Consider the following 23,492-nt stretch of genomic DNA (forward strand, 5'->3'; position numbering starts at 1 on the left):
AGGTGAAACATGGGCGGCACCGGGCCGCCGGCAACAAGCTGGGCGCTGCCCTCGATCCGTCAGCGGATTGAGGGCACAAGCGGAACCGGGAAGCCTAAATGGCGAGTGGCCGGCTACTGCAAGCTACGCGTTTCCGCCTGTTTCGGCTGAGTCTGGAAAGCGTCGTAGGAGGACGTAGTGGCTAAAGCGGGACGGGCGGGCAGGGGGTAGCAAGGCCAAGCGGCTTGCGCTACCAAATGACAAGCCCCGGAATAAACGAAAGCCGCGCCTTGGCAGGGGGAGCGGCTTCATTCGGAAGTATATGGCGGTTGAATGCCGGCCTTATGGCACTGGCAGGCGCACCGAGGGGCCGCCACAGCGCACCAGGCATCCCGCTCGGCAGTCCCGCCGGCAGGGGCAGCACCGCCCTGCCCACGGCGTCGGGGCGGCGCAGAGCTGCATGCGGCCCCGGGCGTCTTACAGTTGCACCGCCGCGTCTGGGCAACGCCGCGCAGCATGGTCGGGATACGGGCCGGGGTGGGGCCCGGGCCTAGGCCGGCAGGGCCACCAGGCGCGGGTCGCAGTGGCCCGTCGTGCCGTCCTGGTCAACCTCGCGCCGGCGGGTAATTTCTCGTCGCGCAGGCTGTAGGCTCAGCTGCTGCTGGCCACTGCCACCGGCCCACCGGGGCGTAGCCGTGCCCATCGAGGCTGCGCTCCACCTCAAAGTAGGCGCTGGTCGTTTCCTGGGCCCTAGTTCAGGCTACGCGCACGGCGGCCGGGCCGTCGGCCTCGGCCGTAAAGCGCGACAGGGGCACGGGCAGGTGCCAGAATAACTGCCCAGCGTAAACACGGCCAGGCTGCTGACGCCGTTGGCCGTCAGGCTGTTGGTGGAAGTACGCTGGCTGGGGTGGGTAATGGCTGCCAGGGCCCGGTGAGGCCGCCGCTTCAGTTGTGGCAGTCGTTTCCGCCGGCGCTTTGGGCGTCGGTTCAGGTGGCCGTGGTGCCCGTAGGGCCCGCACCGTGTTGGAGGCTGTGGCAAGGCTGACGCCGATATCCGAGTAGGTGAAGGTGGTCTTGCTCCGGCTCAGGGCGCTGGCCGGGGCCAGGCGACAGTCGGCGGGCTTTTTTGAATTTTACCCGAGTAACTCAGCGGGGCTGGCAGCAAGCTGGATTTTCATCGACCAACGTTGCTGCCAGCGCAAGGGAAATTAACCCCAAAGGTGGTTTTCAATGGAGCAGCGCGTGGCGGCAATCTGGGAGCCGAGAGAACAGAACGACAGCAGGATTCTTCCTTACTGAAACCCGTTCAGCATGTTATAAAATGCCTCGGCGTAGGTGTCGCTGATGGGAATAATCTGATCCGCAATCTGGATGCGGTTTTTCTCGATGTGGTCGATTTTGTCCAGCGCGACGAGAAAGGAGCGGTGCACGCGGGCAAAATCCTGGGCGGGCAGCAGCTCTTCCAGCTTGGCGAAATTCAGCAACGTCATGATCTTCTCTTCCGCGGTGTGAATCCGCAAATAGTCTTTCATGCCTTCCACAAACAGAATGTCGCGGATGGCTACTTTCTGAATGCGGTGGCCCACCTTGAGAAAAATATAGTCGGGCTCGTTCTTGGCGGCTGCTTTGTCGGCCGGCTTTTCCAGCGTTGGCCGGGGGCTTTGTTCCCGGTACAAGCGCAACACGCCTTTGTAAAACCGCTCGAAGGTGAAGGGTTTGAGCAGGTAGTCTTTCACCTCTAAGTCGTACGCTTTCAGCGCGTACTGATCGTAGGCGGTGGTGAGGATAATGAGGGGTTTGGGGTTCAGCATCGGGATGAAGCTGAGCCCGTCCAGGTCCGGCATGTTGATGTCCAGAAACAGCAGGTCGGGTTTGTCTTCCGCCAAATGGGACGCGGCCTCCAGGGGACTTGCGTAGCACCCTTTCAACTCCAGGAAGGGCACCTTGCGGATGTATTCTTCCAGTATTTCCTGGGCCAGGTGCTCGTCCTCAATGATATAGCAGGTGAGCTTGTCTTTCATGAGCCTGGGAATGAAGACCGTGAATCGTCAGAACGGCGGTAAACATGCCGCCGGTTTGTTGAATGGCCAAGGTATGCTGCTCCGGGTACAGCAAGGCCAGTCGTTTGCGGACGTTGGGCAGCCCGATGCCGCCGGGGCCTTCCAGCGGATTGGCCGGTTTGTTTGCTACGGGGTTCTGCACGCTGAAGGTCAGGGTGTCGTGGTACAGCGCCACCCGCACCTGCAGGTCGCCGGGCGCCAGGCGGGCGGGGCTGTGCTTGTAGGCGTTTTCCAGCAGGTGGATGAACAGCAACGGGGCAATGAAACTGGCCTCGGTTTCGCCCTCCACCTGCAGGTCGGCCACCGGGTGGTTTTTGTAGCGCAGCTGCTGCAAGTTCATGTAGTCGCGCAGGTAGTCTAGCTCCCGGGCCAGCGGCACGGTGGCCGCGTTGGATTCGTAGCTCATGTAGCGCATCAGGGAGGCCAGTTGCATGACGGCATCCGGCGCGGCGGGGGCTTGCTTGTAGACGAGCGTATGGATGTTGTTGAGGGTATTGAACAAGAAGTGCGGATTGATCTGCGCTTTCAGATAATGCAATTCCGCCTCTGCGGCCTGTTTTTCCAGCTGTTCTTTTCGGATGGTATTGAGCACCAGATTCTCGGTGGTGCGGGCCAGCCAGCTCAGGAAAAGAAAAAGCGCTACGGTAATCTGGTGAATCGAGTAGTAGCTCAGCACCAGCCTGGGAGTACTCAGCGCCCGGTGGTGGAAAACCAGGAAAGGCAACGGCCCGGTTAGGATGATTCCTGCCAACCCAAGCAAATAGGCCCGCCGGTTTTTCTTACCCGAATAATGCGTGAGCAGGTAGAAGTGGCAGTAAAAAACGAACAGGCAGGTGGCAATAAACCCTGTGGTGGTGCTCCCCCAGTGGACGGCGTCATCGGTGCTTAGCTGCAAGCCGACCAAAAAGGTGAACAGGCCCCAGACGACCAGGTGAATCAGCCCGAAGATGTTTTTGATTCGCTGCATAGCCCAAAGGTGGTATTTCCGGCCTTGCCCCGCCCGCCGCTTTCTGCCAGTTGCGGGTTTTGATCTACGGGACGCGAAAAGCAGCCGGCCGGTGCGTTGGTGGAAGCAATGCCCAGCTTGGCAGATTGCTTTGCCGCATTAGCATATCCGGTTTCGCATTCCGGTTCGGTCAGCATTGCTTCGTTCCGAGATAGAGCAAGCGCCCCATCTCGGGGCTTGGCTGCTCTTATCTGACCGGCAAACCGCAGCAACACCGATACCATGGGAAAGCACCCGCTGGGCCTCTCCATCCGCAACGTTTCCAAAACCTACGCGAATGGCGTGCAGGCATTGCATAATGTCAGCCTGGATATTCCGCCGGGCATGTACGGGCTGCTGGGGCCCAACGGCGCCGGCAAATCGACCCTGATGCGCACCCTGGCCACGCTGCAGGAGCCCGATGCGGGCAGCATCCGGCTGGGCGGCATCGACGTGGTGCACCAAAAGGAGGCCGTGCGCCAGACGCTGGGCTACTTGCCCCAGGAATTCGGTGTGTACCCCAAGGCCAGCGCGCAGGAGCTGCTCAACTACTTCGCGGTGCTCAAAGGCCTGACCGACCGGGCTGCGCGCCAGGAAACCACCGAGGCCCTGCTCCGGCAGACCAACCTGTGGGACCAGCGCAAGCAGAAGCTGGGCGGCTTTTCGGGCGGCATGAAGCAGCGTTTCGGCGTGGCCGTGGCCCTGCTGGGCAACCCCCAGCTGCTCATCGTCGACGAGCCCACCGCCGGACTGGACCCGGCCGAGCGGGTGCGCTTCCTCAACCTGCTCAGCGAGTTGGGCGAAAACAGCGTGGTCATTCTCTCCACCCACATCGTGGAGGACGTGGCGGAGCTGTGCACCCACATGGCCATCATCAACCGGGGACAGATTCTGCTGGAGGCGCCGCCCCTGGAGGCCGTGGCGGCCCTCAGCGGCCGCATCTGGCGCACGCTCACCGATAAGCAAGCCCTGCCGGCGCTGGAGCAGGAGCACCGCATCATTTCGGCCAAGCTGCTCAGCGGCCGCAGCTTGGTGCGCGTGTACAGCCCGGAGAAGCCTGGCCCCGGCTTCGAAGCGGCGGAGCCAGACCTGGAAGACGTGTATTTCAGCACTTTGACGGGCTGCTTCGTCCCGGTCAGCCAGCAACCCAAAGTTGAGGACCTCGCGCTATGATGTTCCAAACCATTTTCGCGCTGGAACTCCGCTACCAGCTGCGCCGCGCCACCACCTGGCTGTACTTCGGGGCCCTGCTGGTCCTCGCGTTTCTGATTGTCACGGCCAATTACCTCTCGGATGCGCAGGACGGGTACTTTCTGCTCAACGCGCCGATTGTCGTAGCGTCAGTAGCGGTGGTTTGCAGCAATTTTTGGTTGGTCATCGGGGCCTCGGTGGCGGGCGAGGCCGCCGCCCGCGACGTGCAGACGCGCATGCACCTGCTCACCTACCCGGCCCCCACCAGCAAGGCTGCCTACCTGGGCGGGCGGTTCGTGGCGGCCCTGGCCCTCAACGGCTTGGTGCTGCTCGCCGTGCCGCTCGGCATGCTGCTTGCCATGTACGGCTCTGGGGTCGAGGCGGAGCTGCTGGGGCCGTTTCGGGCGGCCACCTACCTGAGCGCCTTAGGCTTTATCCTGCTGCCCAACGCCGTTTTTGCCACGGCCACTCAGTTTTCGGTGGCCACGCTCAGCCGCCGGGCCATCGGCAGCTATGTGGGCGCCACGGTTCTATTGGCGGTGGCCTACCTGCTCGGCCTCGCGCTGCAGCAGGCCGGCGAATGGCGGCACCTAGTGGACCCCATGAGCTATTCCTCGGTGATGAGCTACCAGCTGAAGTGGAGTCCGCTGGAGCGGAACGCGCGCCTGGTGTTGTCCGAGGGGGCTTTTCTGCTCAACCGCCTCTTTTGGTTGGGGGCGTCGTTAGGCCTGCTGGCCTTTACGTACGCCCGGTTTCAGCTCGTGCTGCCCGAAACCCGGCGCAAACCGCAGGCGACTCAAGCCCTGCCAGCCGAGGAACTGACGCCCCGCGCGCGGCTGGGCTGGACCACCGGGCAAGCCCGGCCGCAGGCCCGGGGAAGGTTTGGCGTCGCCACGCAGCTGCAGCAGTTGCGCCTGCTCACCGGGGACGCCTTTTGGCAACTCGCCAAGAGCAAAGCCGGGCTGCCCTTGCTGGCCATTTTGGCTGCGCTGGTGGGGTTCACCGTTCAGGGCAACCTGAAGGGCCGGGGCACGCCCCTGCTGCCCCGCACCGATTTCGTGCTGCATCAGCTGACGGCTCCTCTAACGGAACCGAAGTTTTTCGGGATTATCATCGTCCTGCTCACCATTTTCTACGCCGGCGAGCTGGTGTGGCGGGACCGGGAAGCGCGGGTAAGCGACATCACCGACGCAGCGCCGGTGCCGGAGTGGGTGCTGTTCGCGAGCCGCTTGCTGGCCCTGAGCCTGGTGCTGGTGGCGTGGGTGGCCTTGCTGATGACGGCCGGCATGGTGGCGCAGGTGGCCCTGGGTGGCCTCACGCCTGAAGTGGGGCTCTACCTGCAAGCCTTTTTCGGGCTGCAGCTGGTGGATTATCTGCTGTTCGCCGCGCTGGCCCTCACGGTGCACGTGCTCGTGAACCAGAAGTTTGTGGGGCACCTGGTGGCGCTGCTGGCCTACGGTTTTATTGCGTTTGGCGCTGCCCTGGGCGTGGAGCACAAGCTTGTCATCTTCTCGGCCAGTCCGGGTTGGACGTACACCGACATGGCGGGCTTCGGGCCGACGCTGGCGCCCTGGCTGTGGTTTAAGAGTTATTGGTCGGCCTGGGCGCTGTTGCTGATGGTGGTGGCGGTGCTGGGCTGGGTGCGGGGCCGGGAAACCAGTGCGCCGGCGCGGCTGCAGCTGGTTTGCCGGCGCTTTACCCGCCCCCTGGCGCGGGTGGCTGCGGCGGCAACGACGGCGGTGCTGCTGGCCGGCGGGTATATTTTCTACAACACCAACGTGCTGCACGACTACACGTCGGCCGCCACGCAGGCGGCGCAGCGGGCAGCCTACGAGCAGCGCTACGGCCGCTACCGGAACGCAGCCCAGCCGCTGTTGACGGGCGTGCAGCTGCAGGTGGAAATGCATCCCCGGCAGCGGGCAGTGGCCATCCAGGGTACGTACCGGCTGGTGAACAACAGCGGAGCCCCCATTGATTCGGTTCATCTGGCCACGGGCACGGACGCGGGCGTGGAAACCAGTGCCATTGCCTTCGACCAGCCAGCCAAGGCCGTGCTCGTGGACGCGGCGCAAGGCTACCGCATCTACGCCCTGGCCCGGCCCCTGCTGCCCGGCGCCTCGCTGCGGCTGCGCTTTCAGGTCCGGCACGTTGCGCGGGGCTTCGCCAACGACGGGGCCGACGCGCAGGTGCAAGCCAACGGCACCACGTTCCGGAATCTGGAGTGGCTGCCCGTCCTCGGCTACCAGCCCTACCGGGAGCTGGACGAGGCCGGCGCCCGCCGGGCCTACGGCCTGGCACCCCGGCCCGCCACGGCCTCACTCTACGACGTAGCGGCCCGCCGGTACGCCCCGTTTGCCGAGCAAATCCGCTTCGAGGCCACCATCGGGACGGATGCCGACCAGACGGCGGTGGCGCCGGGCACCCTGCGCCGAACCTGGACCCAGGCCGGCCGCCGCTACTTTCAGTACGCCACCGAAGCGCCCATCCGCAACGAATACGCCGTGTTTTCGGCCAACTACGCCGTGCAGGAAGGCATTTGGCGCAACCCCGCGGCCGGGACAACGCAGCCCGCCGTGGCCGTTCAGATTTTCTACCCCCCCGGGCTGGCGGAAAACCCGCGGCGGATGCTCCGCAGCGCCCAGGCGTCGCTGGACTACTATACCCGGCAGTTCGGACCCTACCCGCACCGCCAGCTCCGCTTCGTGGCCCATCCCAGCTACGGCTTCGGCAACCACGCCGCGCCCATCGACATCACGGCCGACGAGGGCTTTTTCCTGCTGAACCCCAAGGCCGATGAGCGGGGCTTCGATCTGGTGACGGCCGTGGTGGCCCACGAGGTAGCCCACCAGTGGTGGGGCAACCAGCTCAAACAAGCCTACGTGGAGGGCGCCGGCCTGATTACCGAAAGCCTAGCCTGGTACTCGGCCATGGGCGTGCTGGAAGATAACTATGGCCCGCAGCACCTGCAGGCACTGCTGAACTACTTGCGGGAAGAAAACGAAACCCCGCGTACCCGGGCCGCCCAGCCGCTGCTGCAGGCCGACGACTGGTACCAGAACTACCGCAAAGGCCCCCTGGCGCTATACGCGCTAAGCCAGTACATGGGCCGCGACCGGGTAAACGGCGCCCTCCGGCAGCTGCTGACCAAGCACCGCCCCGGCACGCTGCCCCGGCCCACCTCGCTGGACCTGTACCAAGAGCTGCAGGCGGCTACCCCGGACTCGCTCCAGCCGCTGCTGCGCGACTTATTCAAAGCCAATACCTTCTGGGAGCTGGCCGCGCAAACCGCCACCGCCAAACGGCTTAGCAGCGGCCAATGGCAGGTGACGCTGCAGGTGCAGGCCCGCAAGCTGGCCGTGGACAGCGCCGGCACCGAAACCAAGCTCCCGATGCGGGAGTGGGTGGAAATCGGGGCCTATGCGCCCGCCCAAGCCGGCGAGCAGGTTGGCAAGCCGCTCTACCTGCAAAGGCACCAGCTCAGATCCGGTCGGCAAACCGTCGTGTTGACCCTGCCCAGGCGCCCCGCGCAAATAAGCGTTGACCCACGCAATTTGCTGATTGACTGGAATCAGATGGACAACTACAAGGTGGTGAAACCAGCTCAGTAGCACAGTGCGCGCTTTCCACTGCCGTGGGCTAATGCGCTTGCGGAAAGCGGTGGACAGTCCTGTGGGGCGTCCGTAGGCTGGGCAAGCGGCGCGCCACAAGCCGACCGGTAAATGAACGGGCCCCACGGCCGCAACCCCGGATCAAGCCCCGGCTTCCACGGCTATCATGTCCTGGGCCATGCACCACAGCCGCTCGGCGTTGGCGGCGTTCAGGGCGTAGGCGGCTACGCCCCGGTAATCGGCGGGGCGGCGGAAGACCGTGGCGGCCTCGTTGCAGTCCTCGAAGTAGCGCCCGCCGATGCCCTCGAGCAGGGGAGAGGCCGCCAGCAGCACGCTGGTAGCAGCGCCCTGGGCCGGGGTTTTGTGCAGCTCGGGCGGGCTTTTTAGCCCTCCGGTGTGCTTTTGCAGGTTGGTGGCAATGGCGCCGGGGTTCAGGGCATTGGCGTAGATGCCCTCGGCGGCCCAGCGGCGCGTGAGTTCCACCGCCAGCAGGGCGCAGGCCGATTTGGATTGCCCGTAAGCCAGCAGCGGATTGTAGGGCAGGAAGTGAAAATCGGGGTCGTCGAAGAACACGGGCGCGAACAGGTTGCCGCTGGAGCTGACCGACACCACGCGGGCGCGGCCCGCAGCGGCCAGGGCCTCGTGCAGCCCCAGAGTCAGGGCGAAGTGGCCGAGGAAATTGGTGGCAAACTGCATTTCCCGGCCCTCGGCGGTGCGCGTCAGCTCGGGTAGCGCCATCACGCCGGCGTTGTTGACGAGGATGTGCAGCGGCCCGCGCCAGGCCGCCACAAAGGCACGCACCGACGCCAGCTCGCTCAAATCCAGCGCGGCCACCAGCACCCGCGCATGGCCCGTCGCGGCCTGAAGGTCGGCGGCGACCCGGCGGCCGGCCTCCACGTTGCGGACGGCCAGGGTGACTTCGGCGCCGGCGCCGGCCAGCGCGCGGGCCGTATCAATGCCGATGCCCGAGGAAGCGCCGGTGACGATGGCGCGCTGGCCGCTTAGGTCAACGCCGCGGACAACATCGTCGGCGGTGGAGCCAAAGCCAAAGGGAGTGGTAATAAGTTCTGGGCTGTTTTTCATGAGACGAAGCGGCTGAGCAGCCGGGCAAACGTGGCCCCGCCGTACCATCACAAAGGTCGGCGCGAAGCCGGCGGCCGGCTTTGCTGAGCGGCTCAAAGTAGCTTTGTTGAACAGCTCATCGACGGCCCCCGGTGGTAAGATCAGCCGGCGCCGAGCTACGCTGAACTTCCGGGGCTAAGGCCTTGCTGACCAGCCAGGTATCCTCGTACAGGTGTAGTTGGCGGATTTTGCCCTCCACCACTTTCAGGTGCAAGGCCACCGGCGTCTGGAAGTGCTGCCCGGTGCTGGCCGCCGTGTGCGAGAACGTGCCGAAAATGACCGCATCCTCGCCCGAAACAAGCAGGTTTTGCACGCTGGCGCTGCTCTGGCCGGGCACGAAATGCGGCCACATGGTGTGGAAATAGGCCGCGACTTCGCTGCCGCGCGTCCGCGCGCCGGTCCAGGGCAGCGCCGGGTCGCCGGGCACGTACCAGTCGATGGTATCCGCGAAGCTGGCCTGGATGCCGGCGGCATCCTGCCGGGCCAGGTTCTGGAGAAAATTGTTCAGGACGGATTCAGTGGTTGACTGCTGCATGGCGGTTGGCGTGTGTGGTTTCGGAACAAAGCCGTCCCGGCCAGCGGGCCGGCTTATACGGGCAGATCCGTGGGGGCGCCCGCGGTCAGCAAGAGCAGGCGCTGGCTTAGCCCAAACGTGCTGAACGCCTGCGCAAAGGCCGCGCCGTGCTGGGTGTAGTGCGACCAGCCTTCGTGGTGCAGCGGAATGATGGTGGCCTGCGGGAAAGCCGCGGCCGTGTCGAGGGCGTCGTTGGTGTCCATGGTCACGTTGAACGGCCCGCGGGGCTGGGCCGCGCCGGCAAACACGAACACGTACCGGGGCTGGAAGCGGCGGGCCACCTCCTGCACACCGGCGTAGAACACGGTGTCGCCGGTCAGGTACACCTGAAACGGGTGCGCGCCGCCCACGGCCAGCACAAAGCCCGTCACGTCGCCGGAGGCCGGTTCGATGCCGGCCGGGCCGTGGCGCGCAGGCGTCGCAGTGACGGTGATGGGCACGCCGCCGGGCGTGAGCAGCTCGGTGCTTTCCCAGGGCGATAGGCCCCGGCTGTTGCCCGGCAGCCGCGCCGCGCTGGCCGGCGTGGTCAGCACGAGCTGAACCGTTTGTAACAGCTCCCGGCCCTTGGTGTCGAGGTTGTCGTGGTGCTGCTCGTGGCTGAGTAGCACCACATCGATACGGCCCAGGTCGACGGCGGCCGGGCCGGCGAGCTTGGTTACCGTCAGGCCGGGCACCACGGCATACGTGCCCCCGGGCGGGTCCAGTGTCGGGTCGGTCAGAAAGCGCAGCCCGCCCAGGTCCAGAATGGCCGTTGGCCCGCCGAGGTAGGTGACGCGGCAAGCAGCCGCGGGCTCGGGCTGGGCCAGCACGGCGTCCCACATGGTGTCGCCGCACTCCTCGTGCACGAAGGGCGGCTCGTCTTCGGGTACCGGCGCAGCGGAATCGGCAGGGTTCATGGCGTTGCGGTTGAGCGTTGGGGCAATCCGAATTGGCGTTTCATCGGTCAGGCACCGGCGCCGGGCGGCTCTGCTACGGGCGGATTGAAGGGAGAATAGCCGTCGAAAACCCAGCGGAAGGGCAAGGCGTGGTAGAGCGGGCGCACCTGGGCCACGGCGAAGGTGAGCACCCGCTCGGCGCCGGGGTAGCGGCGGGCGTGGGCCGGGCTCCAGTCGGTGCGGGCCTGGCCGGTGAGCTGCAGCACGTGGCCCGCGGCGAAATCAGGGAACAGTAGGCCGGCTCGCGCGTCCAGGGCCAGGTTGCCCAGGGACTGAAACATGCCGTTGCCCGAGTAATCGGGCCACTCCAGGGTGCCCGCGTCCAGCACGCGCACGAAGCCCGGCTGCCCGCCGCGGTGCGACACGTCGGCCCCAGCGCTGGCGTGGGCCGTGGCCAGAAAAAACGTGTCGGCGGCGGCAATCCACGCGCGCTGCTCGGGCGTGAGCGTGGCGGCCACCGGGCCGGCCTGCGCCGGGGCTGCCGGTGTGGGCAGCGCCTGCCATTCCCGCGCCTGGATGTACTTCGGGCAGTTGAAAAACACCTCGGCCAAGGCCACCGTCAGGCCCTCGGCACTCAGCCGGGCCCGGCCGTTAAGGCGAATGCGCCGGCGCCGCTCAAAATCCACCACCGTCATGCCCACGGCTGCATCGTGGGCAAGGTTGGCGGCGAGTACGTCGCCCGCCGCGGGCTGGGCGCGGACGAGCAGGGTGTGGGGCTCGGGCACCTGCAGAAAGCCCGGCGGTCCGGTCAGCACCGAGGCCCACAGCTGCCCCTGCGCGTCGGTGCTGCCCAATACCAACAGCGGTTGCGCGCTGAGAAAGGCTTGGGCCTGCGGCGGCAGCTCGGTTTGCAGAATCTGCGCCAGGTGCGCTGCCTGGTGCCGGGTGTCCGCTTGCTCCTGCACGGCTACCTCGCCGGGGTGGTAGGGAATCGGTTTCATTACGCGTCAGATGAAAAGCTGGCCGCCGTCAGGGCTCGAGGATGTGCACCAGCGGCGGCGGCCCCCAGATGGGCAATTCGGCGCTCAGCACGGGGTAGGCCGAGGTCAGGCCGCCGACGTGCGCCGAGGGCCGGCCCACGACGACACGGGCAATGCCCACGTGCCGAATGACGTAGGAGCACAAAATGCACGGCTCGTGGCTGGAATAAAGCGTGGCGCCGGCTAGCTTGGGCTGATGCAGGGCCTGGCAGGCGGCCCGGATGGCCACGACCTCCGCGTGATAGGTAATGTCCTGGGTTCGGCGGCTGCTTTCCTGACCCTCGGCGACGATGACGCCCTCGTGCACAACCAGGGCACCCACCGCGGATTCGCCGTGCCGGGCGGCCGCTGCGCCCAATTCGCGGCAGCGCTGCAGGTAGTACCTAGGGTCGGGCGGGGAAGGCGGCATGGCAGTACGGCAACAACGCCGCGGGCCGCTCGGAGCAGCGGCCCGCGGCGGGCAAGGTAGCACAACCGGCGCGACTACCGCTGAAGCCCCGGCCTACCGCGGCCGGCATACTGGAGGGAATTACAGTCTCAGGTCGTGCGGAGCTTGTCGAAGCAACTCGACCGCTTCGTTCGGTAGAAATGCTTAGACAAGCTCCGCACGACGTTCGAGAGGCTGTTGGCAAAATCCGACCCCGCTCTTAGCGAACCGACGCTACGGCGGGGAGTTTTTGCGTGGCTTCGAGGATGAAAGTCGCCACCTTCTGGGGCTGGGAAAGCATGGAGACGTGACTGGAATTCAGCTCCAGGGTCGTGGCTTTGATCATCTTGGCCTCGGCCCGCTCCAGATTCGGGTCGATGCTGCGGTCTTGGGCGGCGATGATGCACCAGGAGGGCTTGGTTTTCCAGGCGGCGTTGGTGACTTTTTCGGCGGTGTAGCTCTTGGCCCAGGGCGTCTGGGTGGCGTACATCACCTTTCTTTCCGCCGCCGGCAGGTCCTGGGCGAAGTTTTCGTTCATGCCCTTCATGCTCAGCGACAAAAAGCCCGAGGCGTCTTCCCGCACTTCGGCATTGCCGGGCGCCGGGTGCCCCGCCACCACATCGGCCACCGACTGCCCCTCCGAGGGAATCAGGGCCGACACGTACAGCAGCCCGGCCACTTTCGGATCGGTGCCGACTTCGGTGATGACCATGCCCGCCGACGAGTGCCCGACGAGCAACACCGGGCCTTCCATCATGGCCAGGGCCCGCCGGGTAGCGGCCACGTCCTCGGCCATCGATAGCATGGGGTTTTGCACCGAAATGACGTTGAGGCCCTTGGCTTGCAGCAGCGGAATCACCTTGGCCCAGCTGGAGCCGTCGGCGTAGGCGCCGTGCACGAAAAGCACGTTTTTGATGCCCTTGGCGGGGGCTGCGCCTTGTGCCCGCACCGGGGGCGAGAGGGCCAGCAAGGCCACCGAAAGCAAGCTGAGGGTCAGAAATTTGAAGTAGGACATGACGGCAAATGTTGAAGGTGAAAAGTGGATTGGCGCGGCGCCTCGACAACTGGAGTCACCGGCTTCAGAGGCCGCCGGGCCCGCGCCGCGCCCCGGCCTCAGTGCTTGGCCGCGCCGGTTGCCTTGTGCTCGGGCACCACGAAGCTGACGGCCTGCCGCTCGATAATCTTGTGCGTCGGATCGGCCAGTTCAATCAGCACGCGGTGCGGGCCCGGCGGAAAGCCGTTGAGGATCAGGGGCTCGTTGCTGGCGTCGGCCCAGTGCCAGGGCGCGTCGTCGACCGTGACGTGGATGTGCCCGATGCGCGGCGACACGTCCAGCGCCTCCGGCCCGTACACCGGCACGATGCGCAGGTTTTCGGTGCGGTACTGAATGACCACCCGGCCCAGGGCCAGCGGCTCGGGCAGCGGCGGATCCACGATGAGCTTGGGCGGTGGCTCCGAGGCGAGGGGCACCACCGGCGCCGCGCCCCGGATTTCCCGGGCCGTGGCCTGGGCCGAGGCGTTGAGGGCCAGCCCGAGCAGCAGGCAGGCGGACAGCAGCAGGTACAAAACGGCGTGAGTCATGGCAAAGAGCGTGAGGAGAGTAGCCGCGGCGCCCGGCTGCGGGTAGGCGGCGCCCGGCGGCGAAAGGCCTCCGGAGCTGGCCTCCGAATCAGGCGGGCAACAGGTAGACGATGACGAACAGGTACCCGCTGACGACCAGCCCGGCGGCCACCACGGCCGCGTGCAGGCGCACCCCGTCGAGGCGGTGGCCGTGGCGGCTGCCGGCCCAGCCCCCGGCGACGGTGCCGGCCAGCAGCACCAGCGTCTGCGGCCAGAGCAGCAGGCCGGAAGCGGCAAACACGGCCGCCGCGGCGGCCCCGTTGCCCAGGACCAGCTGGGTGCGCAGCAGGTTGAGCGCGTAGCGGTTGTGCATGCCGGCCAGGCCCAGCGCCGCCAGCAGCACCAGCCCCAGGTTGGCACCGAAGTAGCCGCCGTACACCCCGATGAGCAGCTGACTCAGGAGCCCGCCCGCCGTGGGCGCTGGGGCCAGGTGCGTGGTTTCGGGCAAGTGGTCATCCACCCGGTGCCGGGCCAGCAGGTGGCCGCTGCCCGCAAATAAGAGCGTGCTGGCCAGCAGCAGAAACGGTACCAAGTGCAGAAACACCGTCGGCGGCGTGCGCAGCAGCAGGCTGGCCCCGGCCACCGCGCCCGTCACCGTCAGCAGCAACAGCCAGCCGACGTGCCGGTGGCGCGGCAGGCGGGGGCGCGGCCGGGCGGCGGCCACGCTGGTCAGCAAGCCCGGCCACAGCGCCACGGCAATCATGGCGTTGGCGCTGAGCGGGGGCACGCGGGCGGCAATCAGCGGGGGCAAGATGGCCAGGAAGCCGCCCCCGCCAGCCACCGCGTTGAGCCCGCCCCCGACCACGGCCGCCCCAAACAACAGCGCGGCTTCAGCAACGGTCATCGGAAGGAGCGGCCCGGCGCCCGCTCGTCGGCGCGGCCTCCTGCAGCTCCGGCTCCCGGTGCTTCTGCAAGAACGCGTCGATGAGCTCGGCCACGTGCGCGTGCTCTTCTTCCAGGGCGAAGTGCCCGGCGTCGAGCAGGTGCAACTCGGCCCGGGGCAAGTCGCGCAGGTAGGGATGGGCCCCCGAGGGCGGGAAGATGTAGTCGCCCTTGCCCCAGGTGATGAGCGTGGGCGGCTGATGCTCCCGGAAATACTGCTGCCAGCTGGGGTACAGCGGCGGGTTGGAGCCGTAGGAGAGGAACAGCTGCATCTGCACCGCGTCGTTGCCGGGGCGGTCGAGCAGGGCCTGGTCCAGGGTGTAGGCGTCGGGGCTGACTTTCTCCAGGTCGCGGGCTCCGTTGGTGTACTGCCAGTAGGTCGCTTCCTTGGTCAGCAGAAAGCGCAGCTTGCCGATGGCTTCCGAATCCTGCTGGTTTTGCCAGTAGGCTTTGAAAGGAATCCAGAAGTCCTCCAGGCCTTCGTCGTAGGCGTTGCCGTTCTGAATCAGCAGGGCCTCAATCCAGTCGGGGTGCCGGGCCGCGATGCGGAAGCCCACCGGGGCGCCGTAGTCCATCACGTAGAGGCTGAACTTCTTCACCCGCAGCACCTTGAGGAAGCACTCCACCACGTGGGCCAGGTTGTCGAAGGTGTACTCGAATTCCTGCGGGGTGGGCGCGCTGCTGTGCCCGTAGCCTGGGTAATCGGGCGCCAGCAGGTAGTAGCGGTCCTCCAGGTCGCGCATCAGGTCGCGAAACATGGCCGACGACGTGGGAAAGCCGTGCAGCAGCAGAATGGCGGGGTTGGCCGGGTCGCCGGCTTCGCGGTAGAACAGGTCAAGCTCGTTGACCACCACCTTCTTGAATTTCATGGCTTAAGGGAAAAGAAGAGCCTGCGTGCCAACAAGAGCGGCGCCCCAACCGGGGCGCCGCGGCCGGGGCCTAGCCCAGGTACTTGCGCAGCTCGGCGGCCGCGTGCACAAACAAATCCTTGGTGGCCGGCACCTCGGCCATGCCGTTGAGCAGGCCGAAGTCGTGAATCACGCCGTTGTAGCGGATGGTGGTGGCCGGCACGCCCGCCGCCCGCAGCTTGCGGCCGTAGGCCTCGCCCTCGTCGCGCAGAATGTCGTTTTCGGCCACCTGAATCAGGGCCGGCGGCAGGCCCTGCAGCTGCGCCACGGTGGCTTGCAGCGGCGAGGCGTGAATGTCCTTGCGCTTGGCCGGGTCCTTGATGTACATGTCGTACATCCACTTCATGGTGGGCGTGGTCAGAAAGCGGTCCGCCCCGAACATCTGGTACGATTCGGTGGTGAAGTCCGCGTCGACGATGGGCCACATCATGATTTGCAGTTTGATTTTCGGGCCGCCTTTTTCCTTGGCCTGCAGGCAGGTGACGGCCGTCATGTTGCCGCCCACGCTGTTGCCCACCACGGCCATGTTCCCACCGTCCACGTTGATGGAGGCCCCGTTGGCGGCCACCCACTTCGTGGCGGCGTAGATTTCGTTGATGGCCTGCGGAAACGCCGCGTCGGGCGTGCGGGTGTACTCGACGAACACCGCCGCAAAGCCGGACAGCACCACCAGGTCGCGCACCATGCGCTGGTGGGTGGCAAAGTCACCGAGCACCCAGCCGCCGCCGTGGATAAACATGAACACCGGCAGCACCTGCCCGGCCGTGCCGGTGGGGCGCACGATGTAGAGCGGCACGCGGTAGCCGTCCTGCTCAATGGTTTTCTCGCTTACCTCGATACCGGACAAGTCCACCTTGACGGACTTTTGCGCCCCTTCCAGCACCGCGCGGGCGTCGTGGGCGGTCATGGTTTCGAGGCCGGGCCCGCCGGTGTTCAGGCCCTTCAGGAACTCAATTACCTGCGGGTCCAGGTGCGGGTCGGTGGCGTAGTCCCGGACGGTAATGGTCGGGGAGTCGACAAGTAACGTGGCGGTGCTGCTCATGAGGGTGTTGGGTTAAAAGTGAGAAGGTGCGGCCATGCGCTCCGCGCCGAAGGCGCTCAGCGGGCTTCGGTGGCCCGAACGGCGGCATCCGAGGCAGGAAGCGCGGAAGTAAAGGTGGCCGTAGTTGCCGGGGCGGAAAATGGATAATTGGCGCTATTGCATAGACAATTGGGCGCCGAACACCGGCGTAGCCGGCGCTGGCCGCGGTGGTTTAAGCTAGCGGGAACCGGGACCGACCGGGGCGCTCCGTGCGAAGCGGGGCTGAGCTAGGGCGCTGGCGGATGGCGCACGATGCCGTGGCGCGCCATTTTGGCTTCCAGGGTCGTGGGCTTGAGCTGCAGCAGCGCGGCGGCCCCCGCCGCGCCCCGGATGCGGTAGTGAGTCAGTTCCAGCGCCGCGAGCAGGTTGTCGCGCTCGGCCTGCTCAAAGGATTTGATGCCAGCGGCCGGCGAGGCCGGCGCTGCGGCCACCGCGCCCAGCGGCTCGACCAACGACACCACCGGAGAAGTGGCCATGATGGCGGCGCGCTCCAGCAAATGCTCCAACTCCCGCACGTTGCCCGGCCAGTGGTAGGCCAGCATTTGGCGCAGCGAATCAACCGAGAGGCCGGTCAGCGGCTTGCCCAGCTGCTTGGCAATTTTGCGCAGGAAATAGGCGGCCAGGGGCTGCAGGTCTTCCAGCCGCTCGCGCAGGGCAGGCATGGTGATGGGAAACACGTGGAGCCGGTAGTAGAGGTCGGCGCGGAAGCGGCCGGCGGCCACTTCCTGCTGCAGATTGCGGTTGGTAGCCGCGATGATGCGCACGTCGCTGGTCAGCTGGCGTTTGCCGCCGATGCGCTCAAACTCCTTTTCCTGCAGCACCCGCAGCAGTTTGGGCTGCAGCTCCAGCGGCAGCTCCCCGATTTCGTCGAGGAAAATGGTGCCGCCGTTGGCCAGCTCAAACTTGCCGATGCGCTGCTCGGTGGCGCCGGTAAAGCTGCCTTTTTCGTGACCGAACAGCTCCGACTCAATCAGCTGCGGGGGCAGCGTGGCGCAGTTGATTTTGATCAGGGGCTTGCCCTTGCGCGCCGAGCGGTTGTGCACGGCCCGGGCAATCAGCTCCTTGCCGGTCCCGGTTTCACCCAGCAGCAGCACCGTGTAGTCGGTGGGCGCCACCTGGCCCACGCTTCGGAACACGTGCTGGAGCAGCGGGCTGCTGCCGATGATCTGTTCGAAGTCGGCTTTGGTTTTTACTTCTTCCAGCAGGTAGCTGTTTTCCAGCTCCAACTGCTGGCGCAGGCCTTCGATGCGCTCAAAGGCCAGGTGATTTTCGAAGCCCAGCGCCATTTGCAGGCCGAGCCGCTGGAAAAGCTGGAAGTCCTGTTGGGAAAAGCCGTAGGCCTGCCGGCTGGCCAGCACCAGCGACGCCATGGGTTGGCCTTTGATGACGATGGGCACAATCACGCACGAGTGCAGGCCGAGCGAGTTGCTGTAAAACCTGGTCACCTCGTTTTGGTGCGCCAGCTGCGCGTACGACTCGCCCACGTACAGCCCGGCGCGCCCGAATACGGCCGATATTTCGTCGAGCTTGCGCTGCCACTGCGGTTGGTCCTCGGGCTGGGGCAGCAAGTCGATCAGCGCAAACGGGGCAAACGCGCCGGCTTGCTTGACGAACGTCACGTCCATCACCGAGCCCTCGAGCCGCATGCCGGCGCGGTACACGCTGAGCAGGTCGCAGGGAATGAGCCCGTCGATGACCACCGCCACCTGTTCGATGGTGGCCGCGTAAGGCTGCCCGCGGGTAAATGCCTGGATGATGGCCAGTTCCGCCGCCGTGACCTGCTTTTGGGCCTCTATTTCCTCGAAGGCCATCAGCCGATCCAGCGTCAGGGCCAGCGAGGGTTGCAGGCGTTCGAGCAGGTGCAGGTGCTCGGGCCGGTAGCTGGCCGGCTGGGCGCTGTAAAAGGAAAAGAAAAACGTGCCGTGCTGGGCCGTTTTGAGCGGTATCATCAGGTTGGACTGCAGCTGATAGCTCGCGGCCAGCAGGCGCTTAAGCGGGTTGTGGCGGCAGGCCTGCGCAAAGTCGTCCCCGTTGCTGAGGGTGGGCGCGTCGTAGGGGTTGGCGTCGAGCACCTGCATGGCGTCGTCCCAGGTCAGCCGGGCCGCTTGCAGAAACTCGCGCAGCCAGATGGTTTGGTAGGTGTCGGGCCCGGTTTGCAGGAAGGCGCAGGCCCGGAACACGTTGGCGCTGTGGTCGTTTTTCAGGCCCAGAATCAGGTAGTCGAAGGGCACGTGCGGCCGCAGCAGCTTGGCAACCTGCAGCAGCCGCGCTTCCCAGGTGCCCGCCCCGGACAGGGCATCGGTCAAGGCAATTTGAAGCTGTTGCTCCTGCTGCCCGCGCGCCGCCGGGCCGTGCGTGTGCCGGTACCAGGCCAGTTCGAGCGTGGTCAGCACGTCCTGCCGGCGGCAGGGGTGGGTGATGCACCCGGCCGGCTGCGTGGCTTGCGTTTCCGGCGTCAGGCCACCATCCGCATCGGCCACCAAGTACACGAAGGGCACGTCGAGCTCGTGGAGCTGCGCGGCCAGGGCCAGGGGAGCCGGCGGACCCGCCAGCAGCAGGTCCAGCAACACCAGCGCCGGGCGGTTGCTTCGGATGAGGGGCAGCACCTCGGCCTCGGTGGCGGCGGGGCCGCGCACGCGGTAGCCGGCCGGCGCCAGCAGCTGCCGCAGCTCTTGGGCCAGGGTCGGGTCGCCGGTGGCAAGCAGGATGGTGGGCAGGGCAGGGCCAGGCAGGAGAGGCGCGGGAGCAGGCATGGCCGGGGATGATAACACGAAGACGAGCCCTCACGGCAAACCGCCGACGGCGGGCAACGAGCGGGCCGGAATGCCGCGGGCGCGAATGGCAGGGTAGGCGCGGCTTACTCCACTGTCATTCGCAACAACTGCCGCGCTACCTTGGCTCAATATACCGATATATAACTTGTTGGATAGTAATACCTCCAGCCTCGTGGAGGGCATTGCGCCCGTCCTCCATTCGGGTGGAGGGTAGGGCTGCGGGTGCTGCCGGGGCAGGAGCTTGGCCGCAACGCCCAAACCAGGTTTTTCCCGTGATGGGAGCTTTTTTAGGGTTGATTATCAGCTCCGCAACCAAGCTGGCATCTTTTTCGGATACCCGCACCTGCCCCGCTATTAGACCGGCTAGGGCACCTTTCGCAGTGGGTAGCCGACGGCCGCTGCCCCGCTCAGAAGCTAGAAAGCTCGTCTGGAGTGGCCGCACGGCAAAGCCAACGACGTTATGATGACACCCCCACAGCAGCAAGGCCTGGTCAGCAGATTGAGGGGCAGGGCTCCGGCGGGCGACCCGCCGGCCCGCGCCCCATGCTGCGGGGGAGCAATGCTGCCGGCCGCGGCTGTTCGTGCCGCCGTCAACCCTTACTCGTTCCTGACCGAGGCGCTGAACAACCCGATTCCGCGGGGACAACAGCCCAATTCATCGGCACCGCTCATGACCATGCTTCTTCCGCTGGCTGCTCTGCGCCATGATAATCAGTTGTTTCAGCTGCGCGAGCTAGGCCTCCCCGCCGACTGCCAGCAGTGGCAGCACCAGCCCGCGCATTCCGTGCTCTGGATTCGGGAGGGCGCCGGCCGCTGCGAAATGGCCGCGGGTGCCGCGCCGTTTGCCGCCCGCACGCTGCTGTTTTGCCCGCCCCATCAGCCGTTTCGGCTCTTGCCCGCCGAGGGCACGACCCTGCGCGGGGTGGCCCTGCACTTCGGCCTGGATTTCTGTTGCCCGGAGAGCGGCGCCGCCGATGACTCCGAGCTGCTGTTCCGCGCGGCCGCCGGTCCGGTGGTGTTGCACGTCGATGCGGCGGCGGAGGCCGCTTTGGCCCACGTAGTAGCCATGTTGCGGGAGGAGCTGCTCCGGCCAGCCCTGGCCCAGGACGACATGCTGCGGGCTTACCTGCGCATCCTGCTCATCCGCGCGTCCCGGCTCCGGCAGGAGCAAGTGGCGGCCACCTGGTGCGGAAGCCCGGTGCCGCTCGTGCTCCAGCAGCTCGAAAAGCTGATTGAGCAGCACTACCACCAGAAGCATACCTCCGCCGACTACGCCGACCTGCTCAACCTGACTCCCAAGACCTTGGCCAAGCTGGTGCGCGTGCATTACCGCCGCACCCTGACGGAAGTCATTCAGGCGCGCATTGTGCTGGAAGCCAAGCGCCTGCTCTTTTGGACCAACAAATCGGTCAAGGAAATTGCGTTTGCCCTGGGCTTCAACGACCCGTACTACTTCAGCCGCTTTTTCAAGAATACCACCAGCCTGGCCCCCCAGCAGTACCGCCGCGCGGCCGGTGCCCGGCGCCTGCCCGGTGTGCCGGCCTGAGCAGCCGCCGCGCTTACTGCATGTTGCGCCGGACGCGACTCAGAGTTTCGGTGGTCATGCCCAGGTAGGAGGCCACCATGTGCTGGGGAAGGCGCAAGGCAAACCCGGGAAACTGCTGCAAAAACGCCCGGTATTTCTCCTCGGCCGAGTAGCTGATGGCCGCGTGAATGCGGTTCTGCGAGGCCGTCAGGCTGCGGTAGATGATGGTGTTGATGACCTGATCGAACACCGGCAGCGCCCGGCGCAGCTCGTCGAAGTCCTGCTTGTGGATGAGCAGGACCGTGGAGGGCTCGATGGCCTCGATGGTGTAGCGGGCCGGTTCGCCCGACGCCAGGCTTTGCTGGTCGCCCGCCCACCAGTTTTCCACCGAAAAGTTGATGATGTGCTCCGCGCCCTTGGCGTCGGTGGCGTAGGTGCGCAGGCCGCCGTGGGTCACGAAGGCGTTGTACGTCCACACGTCGCCGGCCCGCAGCAGCACCTCGCGTTTGCGCAGGGCCTTGAGCTGGCTCACGGCCTCGATGCGCTGCAACTCGGCGGGCGTGAAGTCCGCCTTGCTCAGCAGGTATTTCGCAAACACATCAAACATAACAGCAACGCCCGGGGCCAGCGCAAATAAATAGCTTTTGCGCTAGTCCCGGGCGTTAGCCGCCGAGTTTGCACCAGCACTGATGCCGGTAGCCGGAGGCATTCTGGGCTGGTGAGGTTCGTCGGAGCGGGTTGCTCAGCCACCAGCAGTGGCCCAAAAAACCGCCGGCCCGACGCCAAACCCGCCGGCCCGGCAGCGGGATTATGCACACTGAGTCAGCTGCTTGGCCTTGATGGCGGCGCAGGCGGCGACAAACTCCTGGCCGGTGCCTTCGGCCACGGCGTGGAGCGGGTCGCGCAGGGGCCGGGTGCCGTCCGGCGCTGCCCGCCGCCCCTCCGGAGGTTAATCAACTGGCGCGCCAGCCGGTTTAGGCTCTGAACCCCGTTTCCCCACTTCGTTTTCCATGCACCAAGAACCCATCCGCAGCGCCGGCCGGCCGCTGGATTCCGCCGCCCAGGCCCTCATTTTGCTCCACGGCCGGGGCGGCAGCGCGGCCGATATCCTGTCGCTGGCCCAGCACCTGCACGTGGCCGATTTTGCCCTGCTCGCGCCCCAGGCCACCCAACATACGTGGTATCCGTTTTCTTTTCTGGCCCCGCCCGCCCAAAACGAGCCCTGGCTGAGCGACGCGCTGGTGGCCGTGGGCCGGGCCGTGGCCGAAGCCGAGCGGCACAACATTCGGAAGGAGCGCATCTACTTGCTGGGCTTCTCGCAGGGCGCCTGCCTCACGCTGGAATACGTGGCCCGGCACGCGGCCCGCTACGGCGGTGTGGCTGCCTTCACCGGCGGCCTCATCGGCGACCAGCTTTACCCCGCCAATTACACCGGCGACTTTTCCGGCACGCCCATCTACCTCGGCAGCAGCGACCCGGACCCGCACGTGCCCGCCGAGCGGGTGCGCGCCTCCGCCCAGTTGCTGCGCGGCCTGGGTGCCGCCGTCACCGAGCAGATTTACCCGAACATGGGCCACACCATCACCGCCCAAGAAATCGGGGAAGCCAACCGGCTGCTGTTCGACGCGGCCCCGTAGCTGCGGGCGGTTACCGCCCCGGTGGTCTGAGGCCTCCACGTCGCCGACCCATTACCGATGACCGGCCTGCTCAGGGCGCCGCCACCCGGCGCTCCACCGGGCGCGTTCCTCCCTTTTTCAACTTCTCATTTTTACCGCTATGGAACCTCGCATTCTGGGCCTGCACCACGTCACGGCCATTGCCGGCCAGGCCCGCCGCAACTTCGACTTCTACTCCCAGGTGCTGGGCCTGCGCTTTTTGAAGAAAACCGTCAACTTCGACGACCCGGGCACCTACCACTTCTACTTCGGCGACGAAACCGGCTCGGCGGGCACCATTCTCACGTTCTTCCCCTGGGAACATATCACGCCGGGCCGGCGCGGCACCGGGCAGGCCACCGAAATCGGCTATGCCGTGCCCGCGGGCAGCCTGGAGTTCTGGCTGCAGCGCTTCGAGCAGCGCGGCATTATCTACAACAAGCCCGCCGAGAAGTTCGGCGAGCAGTACCTGACCTTCCTCGACCCGGACGGGCTGAAATTCGAGCTCATCGTGCCGAAAACCGCCGACCCGCGCACGCCCTGGACCACCGCCGACGTGGGCGCCGACGTGGCCACGCGCGGCTTCCACACCGTCACGCTCACGCTGGCCAATATCAAAGCCACCGCGGAGGTGCTCACCGACGTGTTCGGCTACCGCTTGGCGGAGCAGCACGTGAACCGCTACCGCTTCGCCACCGACGCGGTGCCCACCGCCAACTTCATCGACCTGGTGGAGGCGCCCGGCGAGGCCCGCAGCGTGACGGCCGGCGGCTCGGTGCACCACATTGCCTTCCGCGTGCCGGACGACGCGGCCGAGTTGCATTTCCGCCAGAAGCTGCTCGCCAAAGGCCTGCAGCCCACGCCGCAAATCGACCGGGACTACTTCCACTCGGTGTACTTCCGCGAGCCGGGCGGCGTGCTCTTCGAAATTGCCACCGACAACCCCGGTTTCACCGTCGACGAGCCGCTGGCCGAGCTGGGAACCGGCCTGAAGCTGCCCAAGCAGCACGAGCACCTGCGCGCCCAGTTGGAGGCCCACCTGCCGCCCATCCCGGCGCCGCTGGTGCGGTAGGAGCAGAAGGGGGAAACCAGCCCGTCCTGGCGAGCTACGCCAGCGCAACCATGGACGCTGCGGTTGTACGCTGTTCCCCGCTGTTTCATGACCTGTGAAACAGCAAAAAGGCCG

At 66.2% G+C, this 23,492-nt stretch carries 21 protein-coding genes; 5 read left to right on the top strand and 16 right to left on the bottom strand.

Going from position 1 to position 23,492, the window contains the following annotated elements; translation table 11 throughout:
- Positions 1-529: 529 nt before the first annotated feature.
- The 4 genes from LJ737_RS21100 to LJ737_RS21115 form a co-directional block, all read right to left on the bottom strand.
- On the bottom strand, positions 530-703 hold the full coding sequence (locus LJ737_RS21100; protein WP_227768742.1) for a hypothetical protein: 174 nt from the start codon (positions 701-703) through the stop codon (positions 530-532).
- Between the two features lie 568 nt (positions 704-1,271).
- The gene (locus LJ737_RS21105; RefSeq protein WP_227768743.1) at positions 1,272-2,000 is read right to left on the bottom strand and encodes a LytR/AlgR family response regulator transcription factor; all 729 of its coding nucleotides are present in this window, start codon (positions 1,998-2,000) and stop codon (positions 1,272-1,274) included.
- Positions 1,969-3,006 (bottom strand): sensor histidine kinase, encoded by a 1,038-nt coding sequence (locus tag LJ737_RS21110; protein ID WP_227768744.1) that lies wholly within the window; start codon positions 3,004-3,006, stop codon positions 1,969-1,971. The genes LJ737_RS21105 and LJ737_RS21110 overlap by 32 nt, the downstream gene beginning before the upstream one ends.
- Positions 2,976-3,182, bottom strand: coding sequence for a hypothetical protein (locus LJ737_RS21115; RefSeq protein ID WP_227768745.1), 207 nt, complete (start codon positions 3,180-3,182; stop codon positions 2,976-2,978). The genes LJ737_RS21110 and LJ737_RS21115 overlap by 31 nt, the downstream gene beginning before the upstream one ends.
- A gap of 85 nt (positions 3,183-3,267) precedes the next feature.
- Between LJ737_RS21115 and LJ737_RS21120 the strand changes: the two genes are divergently transcribed.
- Positions 3,268-4,197 (top strand): ABC transporter ATP-binding protein, encoded by a 930-nt coding sequence (locus LJ737_RS21120; RefSeq protein WP_410779961.1) that lies wholly within the window; start codon positions 3,268-3,270, stop codon positions 4,195-4,197.
- Positions 4,194-7,823 (top strand): M1 family aminopeptidase, encoded by a 3,630-nt coding sequence (locus LJ737_RS21125; RefSeq protein WP_227768746.1) that lies wholly within the window; start codon positions 4,194-4,196, stop codon positions 7,821-7,823. The genes LJ737_RS21120 and LJ737_RS21125 overlap by 4 nt, the downstream gene beginning before the upstream one ends.
- Positions 7,824-7,964: 141 nt before the next feature.
- On the opposite strand, the gene LJ737_RS21130 is transcribed toward LJ737_RS21125, so the two are convergent.
- The 11 genes from LJ737_RS21130 to LJ737_RS21180 all read right to left on the bottom strand — a co-directional run bounded on the left by LJ737_RS21130 (position 7,965) and on the right by LJ737_RS21180 (position 19,105).
- On the bottom strand, positions 7,965-8,906 hold the full coding sequence (locus LJ737_RS21130; protein WP_227768747.1) for an SDR family NAD(P)-dependent oxidoreductase: 942 nt from the start codon (positions 8,904-8,906) through the stop codon (positions 7,965-7,967).
- A 115-nt stretch (positions 8,907-9,021) separates the two neighbouring features.
- Positions 9,022-9,480: a nuclear transport factor 2 family protein gene (locus tag LJ737_RS21135; RefSeq protein ID WP_227768748.1), complete on the bottom strand. Its 459-nt coding sequence runs from the start codon at positions 9,478-9,480 to the stop codon at positions 9,022-9,024.
- Positions 9,481-9,533: 53 nt separating this feature from the next.
- Positions 9,534-10,415 carry an MBL fold metallo-hydrolase gene (locus LJ737_RS21140; protein WP_227768749.1) on the bottom strand — a complete coding sequence of 294 codons (882 nt, stop codon included), beginning with the start codon at positions 10,413-10,415 and terminating at the stop codon, positions 9,534-9,536.
- 47 nt (positions 10,416-10,462) lie between these two features.
- Positions 10,463-11,395 (bottom strand): pyridoxamine 5'-phosphate oxidase family protein, encoded by a 933-nt coding sequence (locus LJ737_RS21145; protein ID WP_227768750.1) that lies wholly within the window; start codon positions 11,393-11,395, stop codon positions 10,463-10,465.
- Positions 11,396-11,423: 28 nt separating this feature from the next.
- Positions 11,424-11,843, bottom strand: a complete 420-nt coding sequence (locus LJ737_RS21150) for a nucleoside deaminase (RefSeq protein ID WP_227768751.1) — start codon at positions 11,841-11,843, stop codon at positions 11,424-11,426.
- Positions 11,844-12,081: 238 nt separating this feature from the next.
- A complete protein-coding gene (locus tag LJ737_RS21155) occupies positions 12,082-12,876 on the bottom strand; it encodes an alpha/beta fold hydrolase (protein ID WP_227768752.1) in 795 nt (264 codons plus the stop codon).
- A gap of 98 nt (positions 12,877-12,974) precedes the next feature.
- The gene (locus LJ737_RS21160) at positions 12,975-13,442 is read right to left on the bottom strand and encodes a DUF6130 family protein (protein ID WP_227768753.1); all 468 of its coding nucleotides are present in this window, start codon (positions 13,440-13,442) and stop codon (positions 12,975-12,977) included.
- A gap of 88 nt (positions 13,443-13,530) precedes the next feature.
- Positions 13,531-14,325 (bottom strand): sulfite exporter TauE/SafE family protein, encoded by a 795-nt coding sequence (locus LJ737_RS21165; RefSeq protein ID WP_227768754.1) that lies wholly within the window; start codon positions 14,323-14,325, stop codon positions 13,531-13,533.
- Positions 14,312-15,232 carry an alpha/beta fold hydrolase gene (locus tag LJ737_RS21170; protein WP_227768755.1) on the bottom strand — a complete coding sequence of 307 codons (921 nt, stop codon included), beginning with the start codon at positions 15,230-15,232 and terminating at the stop codon, positions 14,312-14,314. Before LJ737_RS21170 ends, LJ737_RS21165 begins: the two co-directional genes overlap by 14 nt.
- Positions 15,233-15,302: 70 nt before the next feature.
- Positions 15,303-16,313 (bottom strand): alpha/beta hydrolase, encoded by a 1,011-nt coding sequence (locus tag LJ737_RS21175; protein WP_227768756.1) that lies wholly within the window; start codon positions 16,311-16,313, stop codon positions 15,303-15,305.
- Positions 16,314-16,579: 266 nt separating this feature from the next.
- Positions 16,580-19,105: a sigma 54-interacting transcriptional regulator gene (locus tag LJ737_RS21180; RefSeq protein ID WP_227768757.1), complete on the bottom strand. Its 2,526-nt coding sequence runs from the start codon at positions 19,103-19,105 to the stop codon at positions 16,580-16,582.
- A 691-nt stretch (positions 19,106-19,796) separates the two neighbouring features.
- On the opposite strand from LJ737_RS21180, the gene LJ737_RS21185 reads away from it, so the two are divergent.
- Positions 19,797-20,672: a helix-turn-helix domain-containing protein gene (locus LJ737_RS21185; protein ID WP_227768758.1), complete on the top strand. Its 876-nt coding sequence runs from the start codon at positions 19,797-19,799 to the stop codon at positions 20,670-20,672.
- A 13-nt stretch (positions 20,673-20,685) separates the two neighbouring features.
- On the opposite strand, the gene LJ737_RS21190 is transcribed toward LJ737_RS21185, so the two are convergent.
- Positions 20,686-21,258 (bottom strand): Crp/Fnr family transcriptional regulator, encoded by a 573-nt coding sequence (locus LJ737_RS21190; protein WP_227768759.1) that lies wholly within the window; start codon positions 21,256-21,258, stop codon positions 20,686-20,688.
- 403 nt (positions 21,259-21,661) lie between these two features.
- On the opposite strand from LJ737_RS21190, the gene LJ737_RS21195 reads away from it, so the two are divergent.
- Both LJ737_RS21195 and LJ737_RS21200 read left to right on the top strand, forming a co-directional pair.
- On the top strand, positions 21,662-22,288 hold the full coding sequence (locus LJ737_RS21195) for an alpha/beta hydrolase (protein ID WP_227768760.1): 627 nt from the start codon (positions 21,662-21,664) through the stop codon (positions 22,286-22,288).
- A gap of 139 nt (positions 22,289-22,427) precedes the next feature.
- Positions 22,428-23,378, top strand: coding sequence for a ring-cleaving dioxygenase (locus LJ737_RS21200; RefSeq protein WP_227768761.1), 951 nt, complete (start codon positions 22,428-22,430; stop codon positions 23,376-23,378).
- The last annotated feature ends 114 nt before the right edge of the window (positions 23,379-23,492 follow it).

The sequence above is a fragment of the Hymenobacter sp. 15J16-1T3B genome, assembly GCF_020711235.1.
Classification (GTDB): domain Bacteria; phylum Bacteroidota; class Bacteroidia; order Cytophagales; family Hymenobacteraceae; genus Solirubrum.